Source organism: Paenarthrobacter sp. NPDC090520, from assembly GCF_044769205.1.
Taxonomy (GTDB): domain Bacteria; phylum Actinomycetota; class Actinomycetes; order Actinomycetales; family Micrococcaceae; genus Arthrobacter.
Window position 1 is genome coordinate 102,889 of the sequence record NZ_JBIVXM010000010.1, and the last position, 19,078, is coordinate 121,966.

Here is a 19,078-nt window from a genome sequence, read left to right on the forward strand (position 1 = left end):
GTCGGGGTGTCGAGCCCTGGTCAGCAGCGGCGTCGGCAAGGATAAGACGCATGACCAAAAGAACTGTGCTTATAGGGGGACGCTTTTTCTTTGGCCTTCTGACCCTGGTTGCCGTGGCGACGCAACTCGTGGTCCACATAGGGCTTGGGTACGACGTCGGAAACTTCTTCAGTTATTTCACCAACCTGTCCAACATCTTCGCCGCCGTCGTCCTGCTGATCAGCGGTTACCGGGTGCTCATCCGGAAACGTCCCAGCGAGGCGGACGACGTCACCCGCGGAACGGCGACGATCGCCATGGCCGTGGTGGGGATAGTCTTCGGTGCACTGCTGGCCGGCGAGGATCTGGGCTCCATGGTGCCGTGGGTCAACTTCGTGGTGCATTACCTGATGCCCGTGGTGATGGTGGCCGACTGGCTCTTCCAGCCGCCCCGGGCAAAGCTGGAACTCCGGCATATCCCGTACTGGCTGATCTATCCCATTGCGTACCTGGTCTACAGCCTCATCCGGGGATCGATCGTGAACTGGTATCCGTATTGGTTCATCAATCCGGACCGTGCCGGAGGCTGGGTCGGCGTGGTGGTGTACGCCATCGCGATCGCCGTTGGCTTCCTCATAGTGAGCCTCGCGATGCTGTGGCTCGGCAACAAGCTGAAGCGCCAAGTGGATTACTAGCCGAGCGGCCTAAACATCCACGCGTGGGGGAAGGGGATTCCCAACCTTCAGTGCGGCCAGGGCCTCCGGCATATACTTCCGCACGGCCATTCGGCGGAAGAACGGGCGCCATAATGCGACGATGACCAGCACGCCCAGGCCGACCGACACCAAGATCCACTGCGATCCCTCGTACCGTTCCCGCTTAACGCTGGCCACGAGTGCGCGGGGGCTGTCTCCCTCGACGTACCTCACAGCGATCGGTTCACCTATTGGGTGGCTCACGGTTCCCGAAAAGTCCACACGTACCTCTTCGCCCCCGATCAGTACGTTCGCGGCTACATCCTTGCCGTCTGCGTCGTACCGGATCGATGTCACCGGCAGACTCCCGACGATTGCCGAGTCGCCGAACAAGGTAGCTGAGCTCGAGAGAGAACTGCTGCCCACCAGCAAAAGGACAAGGCCAAGAAGAAGGAGCAGCGTGGGAGCCAACTTCCGTGCTTTGAAACCGTAAAACGCCGAACGCAGCCTCGGATTTTCCGGCATTGGAGCAAACCGTCGTACGAACGGACGGGCACGGCGCTCCCAGTCGCGTTCGTCCTCACCCGGCCGCAACGCGGGAAATACTGCAGGCTCGGGATCACGTCTCGCCACTGTTGTTCCTTTTATTTCGATACGACGGGTCGGTGCCCGCACAAATACTGTAGTCGGCGTCCGGGAAAGTTCCTGAACACGTCTGGGGACAGAAAGCCACATCTACGTCAATGTGACAGTCGACCACAATGGCCGCCAAGACAGCACAAAATGAGTTGGTGCCAAGGCGGCCGAAACGGAACTTCCGGGCGCCACAAGTCCATAACAAAATGGCCCACTTTGGGGCTTGCTGGTGCGGTTAACGGTGCCGGGAAGCCATATCATGGTGCTTGTCGTCATCAGGGCATTTTCACGGGTGCCTCCCGATGCCGGATTCAGCTTGTCTGTGAGCCGAGGCTTGCACCTTCGAAGGGAAACCCCATGGCCCGGAGCCCGGAAGAATCGCTCAAGGCGACTCTGGCCAGAGTCGCGCCCGGAACGCCGTTGCGTGACGGACTGGAACGGATCCTTCGCGGCCGCACCGGCGCACTGATCGTGCTGGGCTCGGACCGCACCATCGACTCCATCTGTTCGGGTGGTTTCGAGATCGGCATCGAGTTCTCCCCCACGCGCCTTCGTGAGCTGGCCAAGATGGACGGTGCGATCGTGTGCGACAAGGACGCCAGCAACATCATCAAGGCCGCGGTCCAGCTGGTTCCGGATTCAAGCATCGAAACCCAGGAATCCGGCACCCGACACCGCACGGCTGAGCGAGTGGCCATCCAGACAGGTGTCCCGGTGATCTCGGTGAGCCAGTCCATGCAGATCATCGCCCTGTACGTGAACGGCCTCCGCCATGTGTTGGAGGGCTCCGAGAAAGTGCTGGCCCGCGCAAACCAGGCCCTCGCAACCTTGGAACGGTACAGTGCCAGGCTGGACCAAGTCACCAGCTCGCTCTCAGCCTTGGAAATCGAAGCGCTGGTCACCGTCAGGGATGTTGCCGTGACCTTGCAGCGGCAGGAGATGGTCCGCCGCATCTCGGAGGAAATCGCCCAGTACGTCCTGGAACTTGGCGAGGATGGCCGTCTGCTCTCCCTGCAGCTCGAGGAACTCACCACGGGCCGCGGTCCGGGCAGCGACGTCATCATCCGCGACTATTCGGACCCGGACGCCACACCTGAGGAGATCGAAGAGGCCGTCCAGGCCCTGCTGAACCTGGGTCCCACCGAGTTGATCGACCTCAGCAAGATTGCCCACATCATCGGTTTTGCCGGTGGCGTGGAACAGTTGGACGCAGTGGTCCAGCCCCGTGGCTACCGCCTGCTTTCCGGCCTCAAGTCCGTACCGAAGGCGGTGGCCGACCGTTTGGTGGACTACTTCGGCGGACTCCAGAACCTCATGGCGGCAACCATCGACGATCTTATGACGGTGGACGGCATCGGCGACCAGCGCGCCCGTACGGTCCGCGAGGGGCTCAGCCGGATGGCAGAAGCAAGCCTCCTGGACCGGTTCCTCTAAGGCGACTGCCGCCGTCGTACGTCCCGCTCAAGCAGCGCTAGTTCAGCTGGAAGACGGCCTTCGGGCTCGCCTTGTTACCCAGCCGCGCCTCGAACGTGTAATACGCGCCGCCGGCACCCGGCTTGGCAGTGATGGCGCCGCAGCCTTCCAACGTGCGGTTGCGCTGCCACGGGAAGTTGGCGGTCTCGCTCTTTCCGGGCTGGATGGTCTTGATCAGGTCCACGCCACCGGTCTGGCAGTCCTTGGACGAGAAGATCCGGTCCGCGCCGCTCATGATCACGTACTCCATTTGCGAGGTGCCCACGTTAACCTCACACGGCGCCGATCCGCCATTGGTGATGGTCATGGTGAGCAGCGGAAGCTCCTCGGCGGCGTAAGCGGCTTTGTCCGTTTTCGCAGCAACGGTCATGAGATTGAAGTCGCACACCGGAGTGGGCGAGGCCGACGGCGTCGCTGCCCCTGCCGACGGTGTGCTGACGGGCGTGGGGGCGGTGGTCGCGGGAGGCGTGCTCACGGCCTGGGGCTCACTGCCGCCGGCGATGGCACGGGTGATGGCCGAGATACCGGCAACCAGCAGGGCGATCACTACCAGCAGGCCGATGAGCACCACCAGACGACGACGGCGGTACACGGCGGGGCTGGGGCGTCGCCTTTGCGTCGGCGCGGCGGAGCGCGCGGACGACTGCTGCTTACCCTGGGTGGCCATGTTTCTAGGCTAGGCGGACGGCCCTCCATGCACCCCACCACCACGCCGCCAGCCGGCAATGTGACGTCCACCATGGGCCACTGCGAAGCCTGACGACACCACGGATTCCACTACAGTAGAGGGCAGCATGGCACTCCCAGACACCGATGAATTGACGCAGCTCCACGAGGCTTTGGACCAGTGGTTTGCCCGGACCGCCCGCGACCTTCCGTGGCGCGATCCGGCCTGCAGCCCGTGGGGGATCCTGGTCAGCGAAGTCATGCTCCAACAAACACCCGTGGTCCGGGTCCTTCCCGTGTGGCTCGATTGGATGGAGCGCTGGCCCACACCGTCGCATCTGGCCAGTGAGCCTTCGGGTGAAGCCGTCCGGCATTGGGGCAGGCTGGGATACCCGCGCCGGGCCCTCAGGCTGCACGCGGCCGCCGTCGCCATCCGGGATGACCACGGCGGCGAGGTGCCGGACAACTATCCCGAGCTGTTGGACCTGCCGGGCGTCGGCAATTACACGGCTGCCGCCGTCGCCGCCTTTGCCTTTGGCCGTCGCGAGACCGTGGTGGACACCAACATCCGGCGCGTGCACGCCCGGCTCATTTCCGGCCACGCCCTGCCGGCCCCAACGCTCACGGCCGCCGAAATGCGCATGGCCGACGCCCTCCTCCCCGAGGACCGCAAGCTCTCGGTTCGCTGGAACGCCTCCGTCATGGAACTCGGCGCCATGGTGTGCACAGCACGCAGCCCCAAGTGCGCCGACTGTCCCGTCCGCGCAAGCTGCGCCTGGCTCGCGGCTGGTGAGCCGCCGCCGTCGTACGTTCCCAAGGGCCAGGCATGGCACGGCACCGACCGCCAGGTCCGCGGCGCCGTGATGGCGGTCCTCCGCGAAGCTGCCACGCCGGTTCCGCGCGAGATGTTCGAACAGCCGCCAGCCGATCTCGGGTTCGCACCGTCCGGCGTCGGGATTCCGCTGGCTGCGCTGCACCGGCTGAACTCAGCACCGGAACAGCTGGAGCGGGCCCTGGACGGACTGCTGCGGGACGGCCTGGCGGAAATGCACGACGGCGGCCTGCGGCTTCCGGTGTAGGCGCCACCGTCCTACCCTGAAGCCATGGGGAAAATTGGGGTGGTCTTAGCCTTCGCGGGGACAGCTGCCTTGCTTGGCGGCTGCTCTCTTGGGCCTGTTGCGTGTCCGGCGATGGGGCAGGTCACGGGGTTGTCTGTAACGGTTGCCGCGAGCTATGCGGAGTCGGTGGGAACGCTGCATGTCAAAGCCTGCCAGGATGGCGTATGCACGGAGCGGGATCTGGAACTGCAACCAGGCACGGTGGCCGTGGACCAAGGGTGCACCAAGGAAGGCGCCTGTTCGGCAACGCAGTCCTTCGATGGCACACGGCGGGGCCCGTTGGAATTGCCCGCCCTTTCTGAAACGCCCATGGATGCAACGGTGGGCGGGACCTCGCGTTCAGGTACTCCATTGCCTGCGCGGGCACTGACGTTCATGCCGAAGGGCAGCTACCCCTTCGGCGAGCAGTGCCAGAGGTTCGTGACAGCGAGCCTCGTTTTGGACGCGGAAGGCTTGCGGCAGGAATAGTCGCATTCCTATGGCTAATTAAACTGCCGGCTAGTAGTCTCGCTTGTGCCCGGGTGATGAACGTTTGGGAGGCGTCGTGCACGGTTTGGAAAGTCACATCGACGCACAACCCGCACCTCCGGCTTCGGTGATGGGGTTGACCGCCAAGATCCAACGGACACACGGCCTTGAACTGCGGAGCTTTCTCACAACCCTGACCTCGGAATCGGGCGGCCTCAATCCAGTTCGCAAGCAGTACCGCATGGACCCCACGGTGGTTGTCTTGACCCATGGGGAAGGTGCCCGGTGTTTGTGGGTTAAACAAAGCAGGACCGGCGCGGGCCGGTCCTGCTTTGTTCCTCGGCAAAAAGGAAATCTGTATTCAGTCTAGCGGATCTTGCGTGTGACTATCTTTCGGTCTTGGTCGTGGCCGGTACGGGATGTGGCCGTAAGGTACAGGCCGATGACCAGAGTGAGTCCTGCACAGATCAGTCCGCCTGGCAGTCAGCGGGGGCCCAGCACGATAAGGCTCGTGAGTGGTGTAGCGATGGTCAGTGCGAAGGCGAGGTCCTTGTTCTTGAGTCCTGACGAGCCTTTTCTCCGTCGGATGATCGCAGCGGCTATGAGGTACACGCCGACTAGCAGGGTGCTGACCAGGACCATGGCCAGCAACGACGAGTCCGGGGAACCGGTAAAGGTGCCGTTCATGAAGTCGCTGATTGGGTTATCCGGTATTGGTGGCCTGGTCATGGGGACTCCTGTTTGTGGTGCCTTGGGATGAGCCTAACGGGATCCGCCGACAAAACTTCGGCAGTAGTGAGTCGATGGAGTAGCCAGGGACCCGGCGATGCGCGGCTTTCGGCGGGTCGGTGCCTGGTGGCGTAGAACGGCGGTCCGCCGCTGGTGATTGGTTGCTGTGGTTCGCCCTGGGCGGCGGACCGCCCGCCGTTCGGGAGGTTCCTGGCCCTGTTCGTGGTGAGTGGCCGGGGGCCTTGCCGGGCGGTGGGGGTTCCGCCCGGCAAGGGGTTCTTAGGCCGCTTCTGTGCTTTCCTCGGCGGTGTCTTCTTCGGCTGGTTCGCCGCTGTCGATGATGATCTGCTCAACCTCGGACGGGGTGTAGCCCCACGTGACGAGCTGATTCAGGTAATCCCGGTGGCTTTGGGACGGGGACCGCCATGAGTCCTTGGCGATGGTCTTTTCGTATCCGGCGCAGACCAGCGCGATCAGCGAGAACTCAGGCCGTGCCGTGGACTTAGCCACGTGATCCTTCAAAGGGTTCCAAGCCCATGACTTCTCTCCATCGATCTTGGCGCTGACCATTTCGGCTGCCACTTCTCCGTCGTAAGTCCGGGCGACGTCGGTGTGGTGCGTGATCGCGTGCACGGTGAAGTACTGCCAGCCCTTCGGTGCCTGCTTTTTCGCCAGCAGGGATTTCACGAACTCCCGGCGCACTGTGGTGGCCGATTCCATGGCCTTGTTGTTGGCGATCAGTGTTTTCCGCTCGGCCTTCTGTTCCTCGGTCATAGGACCCTTGTTGGCCGATGACGAGTGGTACGTGTACCGCTCGGTGAAGCCCAGTTCCTTCCATCCGACGATCACCGGGACAGTGGAGAACTCGCCGCGGTAGTCCTGACTGATGTAGACGGCGTTCGCGTCGTCCTCGGTGGCCGGTTCCCCATCCCCACGCTTCAGGGACGTGACACTGGCTGTTTCTTCGTCGTCGTAACCGGGCCTTTCAACAATGGTTGTCCCGGTAGCGGCAACTTCTGCGGTGTATGCCGCGAGGGCGGCAGCGCGTTCGCGTTCGTCCCGGAGTTGCTGGGCGACGTGGAACAACTGGTCGGGTTCGTCCTGAATGGCCGTTTCCAGTTCAAGGGTGGCTTCCTCGTCGCCTTCGAATTCGGCGAGGATCAGGGCTTCTTCGATGGTGTGGCCTCTGCCCAGTGCGGCGGTCCCGGCTTCGGAGGCCTTGGCCTTCAAGGCACCTTCGACGGTGGCTTTCTTCCGTCCGGTCTTTTTGGCGATCGCTGCGGCTGAAACGCCGATCAGGGACAGCTGGTGGTAAGCGTCGGCTTCGTCCGCGTCGGTCAGCTCGGCGCGCTGGATGTTGTCCACCACCTGCGTGACGATGCGTTCGGCTTCTTCCGGGCTGCTGATGATCATCACCGGGATCAGGGGACGCTGGGCTTCGACGGCTCCGAGGGTGCGGCGTTGTCCCATCAGCACGTGCACGCTTCCGTCGTCCTTGCGGTGTGCAATGACCGGTTCCATCACGCCGTGTTCCTTGATGCTGGCAACAAAGTCAGCGGTCAGGGCGGCGTCTTTGCGGACGTTGATGTCAACGGTCAAGGTGGTGGGATCGATCATTTCCAGCGTAGGTGCTGCGTTCATGGTGTTGCTCCTTCTCTTGCCGAGAAGTTGGTGGGTGGGGCGACCTGTGGTGACCGGCCAGCTTCCCCTCTCCCCCCGTTGTTTTTTGGCTGCTGGCGAAGCTTGCGGAGCTGTGGCCGACGGAAGCCTGTCTACCCTTGGGCAAGGTATGGGAAATTCCCGGAGGAAATAAGCGACGCAGGAGCGCCGTAGGGAAATTCCCGGACCGCAGGCCCCGGAGCCTGCGGAGGGGCTAGACGGGGTGGAGCGGACACATAAAATCCGAAGGACAGCAGCCAAAAAACGTCGTAGACACACAGGACCGGGCCACGGCGGAGCTCTGCGAGGCCGGGACCGGGCCCAACAGCCGGCCACGGAGCGAAGCGGAGAGGACGCCCAAAAGGGGTGCGAGCCCTGGCGAGCACTGATTCGCCGCGTGAAAATCCGGAATGGCTAAGAATCGTGAGCATTAGGCATTGCTTTTATTTCCACTTGCTGTAATTATCATGCCCTGATGCGTCATATGCCACTCAGATACTGTCACTTTCTTTGGGAGAAATTCTTATGCAAAAACTGATGTCTGTTTTAGCAACTACAGTCATAACGCTGTCCGGTTTGGCTGTGTCCGCTCAAACGGCAGGCCAATTCAGTTGCTTGCCATTCCGCTATGGCTGAAGCCAACACGAAGGTCCGCGCCATGCCTCCCGGCGACGTTGCCGTTTTCAGTAAGGGCGGGTGCGATTTAGTGGGGAGAAAGATTCAGCTTCCCTCCGGTGCGGTCGCTACGGTACCCGTTCCTGGCGTTACCATCGTTTCCAGCAGCCTCGTCAAAGACGGATTCAAGGAGGCCCCCGAAACCTATTCCGTGACCTCACCGAGCGGTCAGGTGGCTTTGGCTGAGCGCTACCCCTCAGGTGTCACCAATTTCTTTGGTGATCCCTCGATGCAGAGCAAGCTCAAGGAGACGATCACAATACGTGAGACTTCGACAACGTCTTCAAAGGCGGCGCTGGCGTCGCAAAAGTGTACCTACTCGTCAGCAAACACTAATGGTCCTGGATGGCCAAGCGGCATCAGTTATGACTGGTGGCTCACCGACACCGCAACGTATCCCACCCCCTACGGGCAACCGGATCTGACGGTGTGGAACATCGAAGCCGGCTCCAAGGCCTGGCAGAACCGTAACACCGCCTGTGCGGGCTCTTACCCGACCCATAAAGCATCTACGAATTACAAGACGACCACTACCAAGGTCGCAGGCGTAGCCTTCGACACTAGCTGCCAGCTCGCCCCGGACTGGACGTCCGTGATCACCTTTAAGCCCCTGACAGGGAATGTGCTCGGGCACACGTGCTGGTACTACGGCGTATCCGGGGGACTCTGGGAAGCCGACATTGCCTTCAATAAGAATGTGATGTGGGCAATGAGGGATATGGGCTATCTGCTCTGCGACCCAGGAGAATTCATCCTCGAAGGAGTAGCTGCGCACGAGTTTGGGCACGCGTTCGGTCTCGCTCACGCTCCGCAAACATCAGAGCAGGTTATGCGCGCACAGGCAGCCTCCTGCACAAGGACCGATACGCAGCTAGGAACCGGTGACCTGGCGTCCATATACGCCCTCTACCACTACTAACGTTGGGCGGCGCGGGCCTTCGACCGCAACCGGACGGCCCGCGCCAAACCAAGAACAGACCAAATCAACAATGCTCCGGGTAGGACACTGGCCAGCCAGGTCCCCGGAAATCCGAGTACGGGACCCACCCTGCAGGACGTGTCTCCCTCATAATCCGAGGAATACATCGAACAGCTCCCTGACGGCATCCAAATAAATCCTGCGACGATCAGTCCAAGAAGAATCAAAACTAACCAAAGCCAGTATTCCGTCCAAGGCCATTGAACTTTCTTAGCATTCATATTTCCCCCTTGACTTATTCCAAGCTTCCCAGAATGAATGCTGGGAATCCAGCAGTAAACATGCGCAGGAGCCTTGCGGGACCGGCAGCGCCCCACTCCCAAGGCGAACGGCCCGCCCTAAATGGTGGAAGAGCCGGCACCTGGTGGGGCCGGCTCTTCGTTGTTCCTCGGCAAAAAGGAAATCTGTGGTGCAGCGTCGTTGCTGCCGTGGTGTTAGAAGTCGTGGTGTTCCTGGGGGTGGGTGAAGTCCACCGGTCCGACGGATTCATTGGCGGTGAGCAGCTGCAGCTCGATGACGTCTTCGAGGAAGCTCGCCCCTGGTGTGGGTTTGTCGTCCTCGGTCAGGGTGTATTCGGTTCCCATGCTGGATCTCCTGGTGCAGTGTTCTCGTTGGAGTTCACTGTAGCCGTGGATCCTTTACGTTGGCTGGGTTGCCGCTGCGCCCGCGCCAGCGTTATGGCGGCCGGGGGAGCGCCAGCGGAGGAGGCCGCCCCGCTACCTGAAGGGCCGGGCAGGACCGTTGCTGATCCTGCCCGGTCGTGCCGGTTAGCTGGTGGGGCGTTTGTAGGCGGTTTCCTGGTTCTTGGCGACTTCTGCGATGTAGACGCTGCCTATCAGGTCGTACAGCTGTTCGGCGAACCGGTAACCAGGTACGTCCTCGACGGCCAGTTTCAGGTATCGCTCGGCGTGTGTTCCGGAGCCTTTGAGCCATTGCAGCCAACCCATGAGGGTCAGCATGGGTGCACGCTGGCCCTCCGGGACGGCCTTCATCAGTTCGAAAGCGATGGCTTCGGCGTGGTCCACGCGCGTCCAGTCGGGGCGGCCCTCGAACTTGCCCAAAAAGATGTCAATGACGACGCCGTTGTTCGTGGTGATGATGTCGGCCATGAGGAAGTCCCTGATGTACGTGTCTTGGAACCATGCCGCCAGTTTCCGCGTGGTCTCACGGTCCGGCATGCCCGCGCCCTCCAGTACGGTGCCCCATTCGCGGCGCGCTTCCTCGACGGTTTCCTCCGTGCGGACGGGCACCTGAACCGGCTCAACCCATTTGCCCAGCAACGCCGGGTTATAGACGTCCACGTTCGGGGCGCTTCCCCTGAAGGTCAAAGTGGCGTTGGCGTTGCTGTCCTTGATCTGATCCAGCGGGTTGCGCTCCGTGCTGCCGTAAGCGGCCCAGTGCGTGCTGGTGACGAGGTAGACCTTGCGGACGGGCATCCGCGCCGTGGCCAGTTCGTTGCCCAGGGCCGCGACGTGGGCCGCGTAGGGGAACCGGGCATCGGTGCTGGTTTCGTCGGTGTAGACGATGAGGTAGCACGCCGTGGCGTTCTCGTCCTGTGCCGCGAGGCTGGTCACCGTTTGGGCGAATCCCAGCGGGGCCGCGTCCATGGGTGCGTCCACGCGCAGCGTGGCGCCAAGTGCTCCGGCGGTGGCGGTCAGCACGACGAAGGATTCGGTGGGGGTTCCTCCGAGCAGGTGCGGGACGTAGGCCAGCAGGTCAGCGGGGCTGCTGAGGGTAAGTTTTTCAGTCACGATGTGTGTCCTTCCTTTGCCGAGAAAGTGAGTGGTTGGGGTGGCCGGGAACGTCGGGTTCCCGGCCACCGGTAGGCGGCTAGGCCGCTGGTTGGATCAGTCGGGTATCGAACAGTGCTTCGGCCCTGCGGATGAGGTAGTCCGGCACGTCGGTGTCGTGGTTCAGGCCTGCCCTGCCCAGGAACACGGCGTTCCCGGTGACCGGGAGGTCAAGGCCGGTTTCGTGGAGCAGCTGCACCGCGCGGACGTTTGAGGCTCCGGTGGTTTGCGTTTCCGCGTTCAGGTAGACCTGCCAGTCGCCTCGGGCGATGCATTCCAGTCCGCCGCCGACGATGATCTGAAGGCTAGTGTGCCGGGCATCAACGCTGTGGACGGTGACGCTTTCGCTCAGCCGCGCCGGGACGTACAGCGCGATCAGGTGGTTAAGCATGTTGCTCCTTCTTTTGCCGAGAAGTTGGTGGGTGGGGCGACCTGTGGTGACCGGCCAGCTTCCCCTCTCCCCCCGTTGTTTTTTGGCTGCTGGCGAAGCTTGCGGAGCTGTGGCCGACGGAGGCCTGTCTACCCTTGGGCAAGGTGTGGGAAATTCCCGGAGGAAATAAGCGACGCAGGAGCGCCGTAGGGAAATTCCCGGACCGCAGGCCCCGGAGCCTGCGGAGGGGCTAGACGGGGTGGAGCGGACACATAAAATCCGAAGGACAGCAGCCAAAAAACGTCGTAGACACACAGGACCGGGCCACGGCGGAGCTCTGCGAGGCCGGGACCGGGCCCAACAGCCGGCCACGGAGCGAAGCGGAGAGGACGCCCATCAATGCGAGCCCTGCGAGCATGCTCTCCCTAGGCTGACGATTAGGGCTGGTACGGTGTGGACCCTGTCCCGACAGGTCCCCCACCTGTCGGGACACTTTTCTCAGACGGAGAGATGCGTTGTGAAACTTCCCGCGCCGGGCGGTGGAGTAACCCAGTAAAGCCCTCTCCCTGTTGCGTCGTCGCACCATGGGTTGGTCCCGGGGAATGCTGTCGGTCCTCGCCGGTACGTTGGTGGTATGAATGTTGGTGAACTCCGGGCAAAGATCAGAACCAGGCACGCGAGGTCGGTAGAACGATTCCGGGCCGCGGTCCTCGGGCCGGAAGGGCGCAACGGGCCAGACACCAAGCCTGTGAATGGCAGGTCCCCGTTCCCGTCCATCAGCCATCCGTCAGTCTCGGACCGGCACGCAGCCATCTCAGTCGTGGGCGACGTCGCAGAACTGGCATGGCTGCAGGAGAACCCGGAGCTGTCCGGGTACGTGATGACCCTCTCCATCGCCGGCAGGCACAAGATCCTGGGCGAACGGATATCCCTGCCTTCCGGTGAGTGTGATGCGTGGATCAGTGAAATCGTCGGTGAGGATCTTCTCCCGTTCCTTTACCGAGCGGGGTCACTCAGCGGCATGGGCCGGGTTTCCACGGTCTACTACAAAGTCTTCATGGACGAGAGCCGATCCCCGATCATGAAGCCGGCCGGCGTTGACCACCCCCAGCTGCGCCCTCTCAACGAGCTCTGACTATCCTTGGGCGTCGGGCCATCCGGACCCACCCAGAATCCTTGTCTTCCAGACAGTAAGCATGCTTAGCTTGGGGCGTCGCCCCGCCCCGTTCGCGCCTTTCTCGAACGAGCGGGGCGACACTGACGGCAGGCGGGAGCTTTCCAGGATCCCCCGCGCTGGGGGTGCCGGCCTCTCAAACCACGTGGCGGCCGGCACCCAACTCCCCTCCCCTCCTTGCAGAGGTGAACGGGATAGATGACCTGGATCAAGCGGTCCCAAGGCCCAACGATGGCCAGCGTGCTCGCTGGTTTCTGATCGTGAGCGAAGATGGTGACCGTTACGCTTGGATCATCAGGCAACAGCCTGTGTGCCGTTAACGAACAATGGACCCGATTGGCCTCGGGTCCTTGTTCAGCGCGGCGCGCTCATTGGTGCGGTTAGAGGGCTATATCCTCACTGTTCGCACTTTGAGTCTATGGCCCTACGCACGTAAGGCGCAACGATGTTGTGCTTAACCTGCGAACCGTGCCCTGTTCCTTCGGGAGGAGGTGCCCGGTATGAGCTCCAAACGGAAACGCGAGGAACCATGGGGCGTCTGGAACCTGGTGGTCAACATCATCCGACTTGTCGTTGATGTAGCCCGCTGGTTCTGGCACAACATCCCCTAAGCGGGAGCGGAGGCCGTCACCCCTGTTTGGCGGCCTCCGTCAGCTATCGGCCACCAGCGAGACTGTGAAGCCCTCGGTACCCAAGAAAACGCTGGGCGCTCGGGCCGCGACGAGTTCACGCTCCACACCCTGGAGCAGGTCCAGGAACGCCTCGCAGCCGTGCATAAGGATCCCGAACCGGTATCAAGTCGAGACCGACCTTAGCTGCCGTTCGGGAATCAGGCGAGCGTATTCTGGGCCCATGCGCAGCGACGTGACAAGAAGAATCAGATGGTCGTGGCTGGGGGTTGCCACGCTTTCCCTCGTCGCAGTGGTGATTGTGTTTGGGATGCGAACGGGCTACTGCATCGACTACGCCATGGCAGTATCGGCCGAGGGCCAATGCTCCTCAAGCCTGGACCCGTCGGCCTGGGTTCTGGCGTTACTGGGACTTCTGGTGGCCGTATTCGCGACGTTCCGCGCATTCTCCAAGCGCCGCTAGAGGCTCCCCCGCCCGAATCGTTTCTTCGCGAACATTGGAAAGGCGTTCGGGCAGGGCCTCTCATCCCGCCCGAACGTCTCTTTTCACTTGGTGGCTTGGCTGAGTGTGATTTGCTCCGGCAGGGATTCACCGTCTTGTTTTTCGACTTGTTTGAAGACATCGCTTGGAAGCCACCCTCAACGTCGGCGTTGATGTCCGATTCAGCCCGACAGGGCGGCCGTTGGCCATCAGGCATGAGGGCCGGCTCTGGGTCGTCACCGAAGAACCGGTGCATTGGTTCGAACGGGACGCGTGGTGGGAGCGTCGGCGGACAGCGCCGGTAGGAGTCGGGAACATCGTGGATATCGAATTTTGGAGGGTACAGGTGAAGCTGTCCCAGCGAGCTGCCTTGCGAACGTTCGTGCTGCGACGGAACCCCGGGGCCACGCAGTGGCTGCTGGAATCCATTAGCTGATGCCGGCCAACCCGTACCGCTCCCCCATCCCCGACGAGCTGTGGGACAGGATCAGGGACGAGTTCGGCCTGCCCGCCCTGGAACAGGTCCGGGAACGGCTCGCAACGAGATTCCCGAATCCCGAGCCGGTCATCCGCCAACTCTTTCGGGTCTTCATCGATCAGGAAACATTCTGTCCGGCGTTCCAGTTCCAACCCGACGTATCCCTCAACCCGGTCGTCACCGGGCTGTTCGAGCGGGCAATAGAACAGCGGATCCCACATAACTACATCGCCCTGTGGATGATGAGCCCCTGCACTGCCCTGGACGGGGCACGCCCGGTCGACCGACTGCAGCCCGGCAACGCACCGGCCCTGGTGACGGCGCTGGAAACCACCCTTGCGCGGGCGGTTGCCTAACATATGGGAGTGAAAGTCACCCTGACCGTAGAAAACAGCGACGGTCAGCTCAGCCACATCGAAGCCGAAGGCCCGACATACGAGGAAGCCAAAGCTCAGGCCAAGGCCCAAATCGAATACGCGACGTTACTTGACCCAAGGCGTAGCCTTAGCGGCATGGGGAAACTGTCAGTTGCGGTCGCAATACGAGTCTCAATGACCAGCGGGGCTGTGATGCTGTTGGGGGCCGGGTGCGCGTCGCCGGGACAACCTGCCGCCAGCCTGCCTTCCGTCGCTAGCCCTACCGCAGAGGTTCAGCCCGACTTCGTGTTATGCCAAGGCAATGAGGTGCCGCTTGAGGCACTCAAGCACCCGCGGCTGGCGAGTGAGCTTGGAGCTGAGGCAGCGCCGGCTCTCCAAGGCCGAGGCGTTTCAGCTTTTGACCCGGTCACCTGGCTAATTGCGCAGGAGAGCAGCGATCGTGTGATGCTCATGAACAAGTTGGCAGCTCCTCAGGATCACGGCAACGGCGATGTCCGCGACTACATGTACATTGTCATTTCCACCCAGTCCATGGCATCGGAACCAGGCAAACCTATATGGGATGTCGTGGAGTCATCGACCTGTACTCCCACGCTCGACCTCGGCCAGCTGACTGCTGGCGCAGTCACGCTCGACCCCGCATCGCCGCCGGTTCCTGAGTCCGACCGCCTGGCACTGCTCGTCACGGAGTTCGACTGCAATTCGGGTCAGAACGCCGAAGGACGGGTGGAAGTCGTCAAGCTCACCGAAACCGAATCCGCGGTCGAGATCGTCTTAGGGGTGCGTCCGTCCGGAAAACAAACGGCCTCGTGCCAGGGAAACCCAGCGACACCGTTCACAGTCGATCTCCAACGACCACTCGGTACCCGAACAGTCATGAACGCCGCCGTTCTGCCCGCTCGGGAGATCACCGCACCAGAGTCACCGCCTGCAGTCGCAAAATAGCCAGCGATCGAGCAATGACCGGCGAAACCAGCGTGAAGGAAGCCAGGCACAGATATCGTCAGCCAGATACCCGTTGCGCCGATAAGCGTCTGCCTAGATCCAGAGAGGTTAGTCGTTTTGCCAGACTGCACCATCGGCAACGGTGAGTATCGGTGGGAGTTCGGTGCTATCGCTTTCAGGCATCAGATCCTCCGATGGAGCCTGACCACGGGCTGCTGATATCGGCCAGAAATTCATGCTGGCGCCCCACTGACTTAGGAGAGTATCAATCGGTAAGTAGCATCCATAGGTGGCGCCCTCGTAATCCAACCTCCCGACGTGCATTCCAACAGCTCGTAGGCCTTGGCTATCCCAGCGCCAAACTGGTCCTCCAGAGTCGTGGGTCGCTCGCGCATAAGTGGCGCAATAGGCGGTGAGCCCATTCCATGGGACATAGCGGTACTGAATCGTGCCTTCGGTTTTGCCGGTCGCGACGCCCATTTTCCCTACCAATGTGCCATAAGTCTGCTCGTCGTTGGACATCTTTCCCGTGACGTGGCCACTGTTATTGGGGCCAGGGCCGATCCCCGTCGTCGGATCAACAATGGTCTGGTACATCGTCACTCCCGAGTCGGTCTGGATGAGTTCCGAGTCCCCCGTAGTCGTGGTCCACTTTTGATAGGCGATTGTGCCGAACCCGGCGCTTGTGCCGTATACCCGCTCCGCTGGGTTGAAACAGTGCCCGGCCGTAAGGATGAACGTGCCGCTCGAGCCATAAATGACATAGCTACCAGTGCACCGAATGGCCCAGGGCACGCCCCTATAGAGCGGGTGGCCGACCAGGTAGTCATACCACGAGGCTTGAGCTGGTTGGACCCCGAGCACTACGACCAAGAGCGCCGCCAGCACGGCTGCGATGCCGCCTCTAAGTATGTTCCCCATTTGGATCCCCCACTGTTCAGAATTCGCCGTCGGGCTGCACAGGCTACGGCAGACTCTAACGGGTCCCGAGACCTTCCAGAAAGACAGAATGCGTAATCATCGCCTCAGGTTCGGGGTACGACCCCCATTCCGCATCCTTCGCTGGCTATTGCCGGGAGCCGAACAAAGCCTTACCCTTGCTCCATCCAATGGATTTACTCTCTCTGGGGGCAGAAGTAATGCATGGCAAATGGAAAATTGCGGTCACCGTTGTAGCCGTTGCTGGCGTCAGTGTAGCCGCGGTTGCGGCAACATCACCGTCTGAAAACGCAGTCGAAAAAGCTTTGGACATCGTTCCCGCGATGGGGGTCCAACAGCAAGTGTCGGACCGGTTACCCGAGGCGGCTTCCAAGACTTTTTCGCCAACCGGCATCGATCTAGCGTCGGTCCGGTTGGTCGGCAAAACCACCAATGCTCAATATTTTGCGGCCGCAATGGGAACCGACCAGATCTGCATTGTCACGGCCGGACATGACGGCTCCGGTCAAATGATGGGCTGCACCTTCGTCAAGGGATTTGAAGGATACGGGCTCCGCGTAGCCAACCCTGATAAAAGCGAAGAAGCGTGGCTTGTCGTCCCCGGCAGCACTCAAGCTGCTGCAGCCAGCGACCCCGGAAAGTGGGACGCCACTGCCTCAAACTTCCTCGTGAACGAAACCAGCCGCTAAACCCAACAGCGTAGCTTGGCACACGCTAGCCGAGTCCGCATCTTCATTCACCCACGTAAAGAATTGGATGGGACCGCACATGCACGTAGTAAAACGCGTCTCAATAGCCCTACTCGCCGGAACAGCACTAGTGCTTGGCTCCAGCCAAGCCGCGAATGCCTGGGGCAGCGGGAGCTGGTACGTACAACCCACAAACTGCAACCCAGGAACGTTCTATGGAACCAGCTGGTACGACTTCCCGAACGGTCTGGCTAAAGCCCAAACCTCCGAAAGCGGTAACTACTGCTGGTTCGGAAACGTCAAAGTCACCAGCGCCGTCCGTGATAACTGGGGGAACGGCTACGGCTGGAGCTCGGCAGCGAACTTCACCCAAACCTATTTCCCAACCTCATACGGAGGGTCCTGGGGCGGCATCCACGCCTGGGGCGACTCCGGTGGTCGCCTGACCTAATCATTGACGAGAGCCGGGATTCCGACAGCCGGCTCTCGCCAAGAAGTCCTCACCGTGCTCTGATGAGTAATGATGACGGGTTCACGCATGGAGCAGACATGAACGAGAATCTTGAACCGTTGTTTCGGACGGGTCCCTCTACAAGGACGGTCAAGGGCATCCTCTGGGGCTTTACGGCCGCCCTGTGCTGGTGGATTGGTATCGCCGGGACTGCATACAACGCTGCCGGCGCCCCGTATCTCGTGATTCCTGCCCTGGTCACCGGGGTAGCGCTTATAGCCATGCGCCGAGCAGGGAATACTCAGACCAAACACATCAAAGCCCCGCCAATCCGCAGGCATAGCATCGCTTCACGCCGGGCCGGGGCCATAGTGGCAATCCTTTGCGGATTCACAGCTTTGTTGTCCTGGTGGATAGCCATCGTCGCGCTCCTTGTTGGCGGCGGCGGCGCCCAAGCCATCTTGGTCTTTCTCTTCGTCCCCGTCGTGTGTACTGCTGGGACGTTCTTTGCAGCCCATAGCGCTGGCTGGCTGGGTAGAGGCGTTCGCAAAAACCCCGAGCCGTAGTCTTCGCCGAAACATTCGCGGGGCAGCCACCTGCGAGTCAGGACCCAGTACTGCCCGCACTCTATGCGAATGGCGTTCCTAACTGAGCCTTGGGACGAGCCCTACGTGCCCACGGCTTTCAGTACGTCCTGACCTGTGGAAATCCAGGACAAGGGTAGATAATGAAGCTCTCAGCCAACTCAGCCCTGCGGACCTTTCTGTTGCGCCTCGATCCGGCCGCCGCCGATTGGCTGCTGGAAGCGGTCAGTTAAGTGCTGGCTGAAACGCGGCATTGGAGAACACGCTGGCCCTGGGTGGACGGGCCTAGGATATGGGCGTGAAAGTAAGTCTCACCGTAGAAAGCGGCACCGGAGAACAGGGTCACGTCGAGGCCGAGGGGGAAACCTACCTGGAGGCCAAAACGGCGGCCGAGGCTTTGATCCCGGAAGGATCAAAGGCGATTGTGATCCGATGCGACTAATCGACGTCGGGCAGTTCGAGGAGTTCCACTAGCTTCCATTCATGCGTCGCTTTCGGCGCGTTCAATAATTGAGGGTCATCCCCGGGACCGAGAGGAACGTAACGCCACGTTCTCTTCCATCGCGCCATCCCGGCCGCGTCAGTGTATTCAAGCGTTCCCCGCAGGAGGTGCTGATGCATGTCCGCTAGCTTTACTGATGACGGGATCATCAGACGAACAACAAGGGGCGAATCGGGGATGCCGCGGAAATTGTTTGGGTTCGGCACAATCTCTGGCCAGCTGCCTTTCACCGGGTCTCTGCCGTCAACAAAATGCCACTCGGCCACAATGTCCTTGGCAGGTCGATCAGCGGTCAGATGCAAGTTCCAGTGGGTGAATTCCTCGGGCGGTGCTGGACGGTGCCACCACACTCCAATGTCCGGGCGGCCCTGGAACGCAAGGCCCAGATGAGCCGCTCGTGCGGCGCGCTCGGCGGTCTTCTGTGCAGTTTCAGCCCGTTTCGCGTCCTCCCTGCTCACATAGGCATTCCAGGCCGCTATTCCTGCGGACACCACTGCCGCTGCGGCCGAAACTGAGGGCGCCAAGGCCACCGAGGGCCACATGAGAGCTGGCACTATTACGGCAGCGGCCAGTGCCCCCAACAACGCCAAGA

General features: G+C 61.6%; 23 protein-coding genes. 14 read left to right on the forward strand and 9 right to left on the reverse strand.

Annotated features, from left to right (window positions below):
• The first annotated feature begins 50 nt into the window (after nucleotides 1-50).
• Nucleotides 51-674: a Pr6Pr family membrane protein gene (locus ACIQTZ_RS13995; RefSeq protein WP_400335214.1), complete on the forward strand. Its 624-nt coding sequence runs from the start codon at nucleotides 51-53 to the stop codon at nucleotides 672-674.
• 9 nt (nucleotides 675-683) lie between these two features.
• On the opposite strand, the gene ACIQTZ_RS14000 is transcribed toward ACIQTZ_RS13995, so the two are convergent.
• Nucleotides 684-1,307, reverse strand: a complete 624-nt coding sequence (locus ACIQTZ_RS14000; RefSeq protein WP_402981723.1) for a hypothetical protein — start codon at nucleotides 1,305-1,307, stop codon at nucleotides 684-686.
• Nucleotides 1,308-1,667: 360 nt separating this feature from the next.
• Here ACIQTZ_RS14000 and disA point away from each other — a divergent pair, with 360 nt between their 5' ends.
• The gene (gene disA / locus ACIQTZ_RS14005; protein ID WP_400335212.1) at nucleotides 1,668-2,744 is read left to right on the forward strand and encodes a DNA integrity scanning diadenylate cyclase DisA; all 1,077 of its coding nucleotides are present in this window, start codon (nucleotides 1,668-1,670) and stop codon (nucleotides 2,742-2,744) included.
• 37 nt (nucleotides 2,745-2,781) lie between these two features.
• Here the strand turns inward: disA and ACIQTZ_RS14010 are convergent, their stop codons facing one another.
• Nucleotides 2,782-3,450 (reverse strand): hypothetical protein, encoded by a 669-nt coding sequence (locus tag ACIQTZ_RS14010; RefSeq protein ID WP_402946754.1) that lies wholly within the window; start codon nucleotides 3,448-3,450, stop codon nucleotides 2,782-2,784.
• A gap of 127 nt (nucleotides 3,451-3,577) precedes the next feature.
• On the opposite strand from ACIQTZ_RS14010, the gene ACIQTZ_RS14015 reads away from it, so the two are divergent.
• Both ACIQTZ_RS14015 and ACIQTZ_RS14020 read left to right on the forward strand, forming a co-directional pair.
• Nucleotides 3,578-4,528, forward strand: coding sequence for an A/G-specific adenine glycosylase (locus ACIQTZ_RS14015; RefSeq protein WP_402981725.1), 951 nt, complete (start codon nucleotides 3,578-3,580; stop codon nucleotides 4,526-4,528).
• Nucleotides 4,529-4,552: 24 nt separating this feature from the next.
• Complete coding sequence (locus ACIQTZ_RS14020) at nucleotides 4,553-5,035, forward strand: hypothetical protein (protein ID WP_402981727.1); 483 nt, start codon at nucleotides 4,553-4,555, stop codon at nucleotides 5,033-5,035.
• 483 nt (nucleotides 5,036-5,518) lie between these two features.
• Here ACIQTZ_RS14020 and ACIQTZ_RS14025 read toward each other — a convergent pair whose 3' ends face one another.
• On the reverse strand, nucleotides 5,519-5,764 hold the full coding sequence (locus tag ACIQTZ_RS14025) for a hypothetical protein (RefSeq protein ID WP_402981729.1): 246 nt from the start codon (nucleotides 5,762-5,764) through the stop codon (nucleotides 5,519-5,521).
• A gap of 279 nt (nucleotides 5,765-6,043) precedes the next feature.
• A complete protein-coding gene (locus ACIQTZ_RS14030; RefSeq protein ID WP_402981731.1) occupies nucleotides 6,044-7,405 on the reverse strand; it encodes a ParB/RepB/Spo0J family partition protein in 1,362 nt (453 codons plus the stop codon).
• Nucleotides 7,406-8,051: 646 nt separating this feature from the next.
• On the opposite strand from ACIQTZ_RS14030, the gene ACIQTZ_RS14035 reads away from it, so the two are divergent.
• The gene (locus tag ACIQTZ_RS14035; protein ID WP_402946744.1) at nucleotides 8,052-9,017 is read left to right on the forward strand and encodes a matrixin family metalloprotease; all 966 of its coding nucleotides are present in this window, start codon (nucleotides 8,052-8,054) and stop codon (nucleotides 9,015-9,017) included.
• Nucleotides 9,018-9,511: 494 nt separating this feature from the next.
• Here the strand turns inward: ACIQTZ_RS14035 and ACIQTZ_RS14040 are convergent, their stop codons facing one another.
• The 3 genes from ACIQTZ_RS14040 to ACIQTZ_RS14050 form a co-directional block, all read right to left on the reverse strand.
• Nucleotides 9,512-9,661 carry a hypothetical protein gene (locus ACIQTZ_RS14040; protein WP_402946742.1) on the reverse strand — a complete coding sequence of 50 codons (150 nt, stop codon included), beginning with the start codon at nucleotides 9,659-9,661 and terminating at the stop codon, nucleotides 9,512-9,514.
• Between the two features lie 183 nt (nucleotides 9,662-9,844).
• Nucleotides 9,845-10,828 (reverse strand): DUF4192 domain-containing protein, encoded by a 984-nt coding sequence (locus tag ACIQTZ_RS14045; RefSeq protein ID WP_402981733.1) that lies wholly within the window; start codon nucleotides 10,826-10,828, stop codon nucleotides 9,845-9,847.
• A gap of 79 nt (nucleotides 10,829-10,907) precedes the next feature.
• A complete protein-coding gene (locus ACIQTZ_RS14050) occupies nucleotides 10,908-11,258 on the reverse strand; it encodes a hypothetical protein (RefSeq protein ID WP_402946738.1) in 351 nt (116 codons plus the stop codon).
• Between the two features lie 727 nt (nucleotides 11,259-11,985).
• On the opposite strand from ACIQTZ_RS14050, the gene ACIQTZ_RS14055 reads away from it, so the two are divergent.
• The 5 genes from ACIQTZ_RS14055 to ACIQTZ_RS14075 all read left to right on the forward strand — a co-directional run bounded on the left by ACIQTZ_RS14055 (nucleotide 11,986) and on the right by ACIQTZ_RS14075 (nucleotide 15,321).
• Nucleotides 11,986-12,372 (forward strand): hypothetical protein, encoded by a 387-nt coding sequence (locus ACIQTZ_RS14055; protein WP_402946736.1) that lies wholly within the window; start codon nucleotides 11,986-11,988, stop codon nucleotides 12,370-12,372.
• An 891-nt stretch (nucleotides 12,373-13,263) separates the two neighbouring features.
• On the forward strand, nucleotides 13,264-13,503 hold the full coding sequence (locus ACIQTZ_RS14060; RefSeq protein WP_402946734.1) for a hypothetical protein: 240 nt from the start codon (nucleotides 13,264-13,266) through the stop codon (nucleotides 13,501-13,503).
• Between the two features lie 163 nt (nucleotides 13,504-13,666).
• Entirely contained in the window at nucleotides 13,667-13,957 is a 291-nt protein-coding gene (locus ACIQTZ_RS14065; protein WP_402981735.1) for a hypothetical protein, read from the forward strand.
• On the forward strand, nucleotides 13,957-14,355 hold the full coding sequence (locus ACIQTZ_RS14070) for a hypothetical protein (protein WP_402946732.1): 399 nt from the start codon (nucleotides 13,957-13,959) through the stop codon (nucleotides 14,353-14,355). The genes ACIQTZ_RS14065 and ACIQTZ_RS14070 overlap by 1 nt, the downstream gene beginning before the upstream one ends.
• Nucleotides 14,356-14,364: 9 nt before the next feature.
• Nucleotides 14,365-15,321, forward strand: a complete 957-nt coding sequence (locus tag ACIQTZ_RS14075; protein ID WP_402981737.1) for a hypothetical protein — start codon at nucleotides 14,365-14,367, stop codon at nucleotides 15,319-15,321.
• Between the two features lie 108 nt (nucleotides 15,322-15,429).
• On the opposite strand, the gene ACIQTZ_RS14080 is transcribed toward ACIQTZ_RS14075, so the two are convergent.
• Nucleotides 15,430-16,242, reverse strand: coding sequence for a hypothetical protein (locus tag ACIQTZ_RS14080; RefSeq protein WP_402946728.1), 813 nt, complete (start codon nucleotides 16,240-16,242; stop codon nucleotides 15,430-15,432).
• 188 nt (nucleotides 16,243-16,430) lie between these two features.
• On the opposite strand from ACIQTZ_RS14080, the gene ACIQTZ_RS14085 reads away from it, so the two are divergent.
• The 4 genes from ACIQTZ_RS14085 to ACIQTZ_RS14100 all read left to right on the forward strand — a co-directional run bounded on the left by ACIQTZ_RS14085 (nucleotide 16,431) and on the right by ACIQTZ_RS14100 (nucleotide 18,426).
• Nucleotides 16,431-16,949 (forward strand): hypothetical protein, encoded by a 519-nt coding sequence (locus ACIQTZ_RS14085; protein WP_402981739.1) that lies wholly within the window; start codon nucleotides 16,431-16,433, stop codon nucleotides 16,947-16,949.
• Nucleotides 16,950-17,028: 79 nt separating this feature from the next.
• Nucleotides 17,029-17,400, forward strand: coding sequence for a hypothetical protein (locus tag ACIQTZ_RS14090; RefSeq protein WP_402946724.1), 372 nt, complete (start codon nucleotides 17,029-17,031; stop codon nucleotides 17,398-17,400).
• Between the two features lie 98 nt (nucleotides 17,401-17,498).
• The gene (locus tag ACIQTZ_RS14095) at nucleotides 17,499-17,966 is read left to right on the forward strand and encodes a hypothetical protein (protein WP_402981741.1); all 468 of its coding nucleotides are present in this window, start codon (nucleotides 17,499-17,501) and stop codon (nucleotides 17,964-17,966) included.
• Between the two features lie 316 nt (nucleotides 17,967-18,282).
• Complete coding sequence (locus ACIQTZ_RS14100; protein WP_402946720.1) at nucleotides 18,283-18,426, forward strand: hypothetical protein; 144 nt, start codon at nucleotides 18,283-18,285, stop codon at nucleotides 18,424-18,426.
• On the opposite strand, the gene ACIQTZ_RS14105 is transcribed toward ACIQTZ_RS14100, so the two are convergent.
• Nucleotides 18,423-18,944, reverse strand: coding sequence for a hypothetical protein (locus ACIQTZ_RS14105; protein ID WP_402946718.1), 522 nt, complete (start codon nucleotides 18,942-18,944; stop codon nucleotides 18,423-18,425). The genes ACIQTZ_RS14100 and ACIQTZ_RS14105 overlap by 4 nt on opposite strands.
• Between the last annotated feature and the right edge of the window lie 134 nt (nucleotides 18,945-19,078).

Coding starts and splice junctions, on each gene's coding strand:
- ACIQTZ_RS13995 (WP_400335214.1), top strand. CDS start 51: ATGACCAAAAGAACTGTGCTTATAGGGGGACGCTTTTTCTTTGGCCTT.
- disA (WP_400335212.1), top strand. CDS start 1,668: ATGGCCCGGAGCCCGGAAGAATCGCTCAAGGCGACTCTGGCCAGAGTC.
- ACIQTZ_RS14010 (WP_402946754.1), bottom strand. CDS start 3,450: ATGGCCACCCAGGGTAAGCAGCAGTCGTCCGCGCGCTCCGCCGCGCCG.
- ACIQTZ_RS14015 (WP_402981725.1), top strand. CDS start 3,578: ATGGCACTCCCAGACACCGATGAATTGACGCAGCTCCACGAGGCTTTG.
- ACIQTZ_RS14020 (WP_402981727.1), top strand. CDS start 4,553: ATGGGGAAAATTGGGGTGGTCTTAGCCTTCGCGGGGACAGCTGCCTTG.
- ACIQTZ_RS14025 (WP_402981729.1), bottom strand. CDS start 5,764: ATGACCAGGCCACCAATACCGGATAACCCAATCAGCGACTTCATGAAC.
- ACIQTZ_RS14030 (WP_402981731.1), bottom strand. CDS start 7,405: ATGAACGCAGCACCTACGCTGGAAATGATCGATCCCACCACCTTGACC.
- ACIQTZ_RS14035 (WP_402946744.1), top strand. CDS start 8,052: ATGGCTGAAGCCAACACGAAGGTCCGCGCCATGCCTCCCGGCGACGTT.
- ACIQTZ_RS14040 (WP_402946742.1), bottom strand. CDS start 9,661: ATGGGAACCGAATACACCCTGACCGAGGACGACAAACCCACACCAGGG.
- ACIQTZ_RS14050 (WP_402946738.1), bottom strand. CDS start 11,258: ATGCTTAACCACCTGATCGCGCTGTACGTCCCGGCGCGGCTGAGCGAA.
- ACIQTZ_RS14060 (WP_402946734.1), top strand. CDS start 13,264: ATGCGCAGCGACGTGACAAGAAGAATCAGATGGTCGTGGCTGGGGGTT.
- ACIQTZ_RS14070 (WP_402946732.1), top strand. CDS start 13,957: ATGCCGGCCAACCCGTACCGCTCCCCCATCCCCGACGAGCTGTGGGAC.
- ACIQTZ_RS14080 (WP_402946728.1), bottom strand. CDS start 16,242: ATGGGGAACATACTTAGAGGCGGCATCGCAGCCGTGCTGGCGGCGCTC.
- ACIQTZ_RS14085 (WP_402981739.1), top strand. CDS start 16,431: ATGGATTTACTCTCTCTGGGGGCAGAAGTAATGCATGGCAAATGGAAA.
- ACIQTZ_RS14090 (WP_402946724.1), top strand. CDS start 17,029: ATGCACGTAGTAAAACGCGTCTCAATAGCCCTACTCGCCGGAACAGCA.
- ACIQTZ_RS14095 (WP_402981741.1), top strand. CDS start 17,499: ATGAACGAGAATCTTGAACCGTTGTTTCGGACGGGTCCCTCTACAAGG.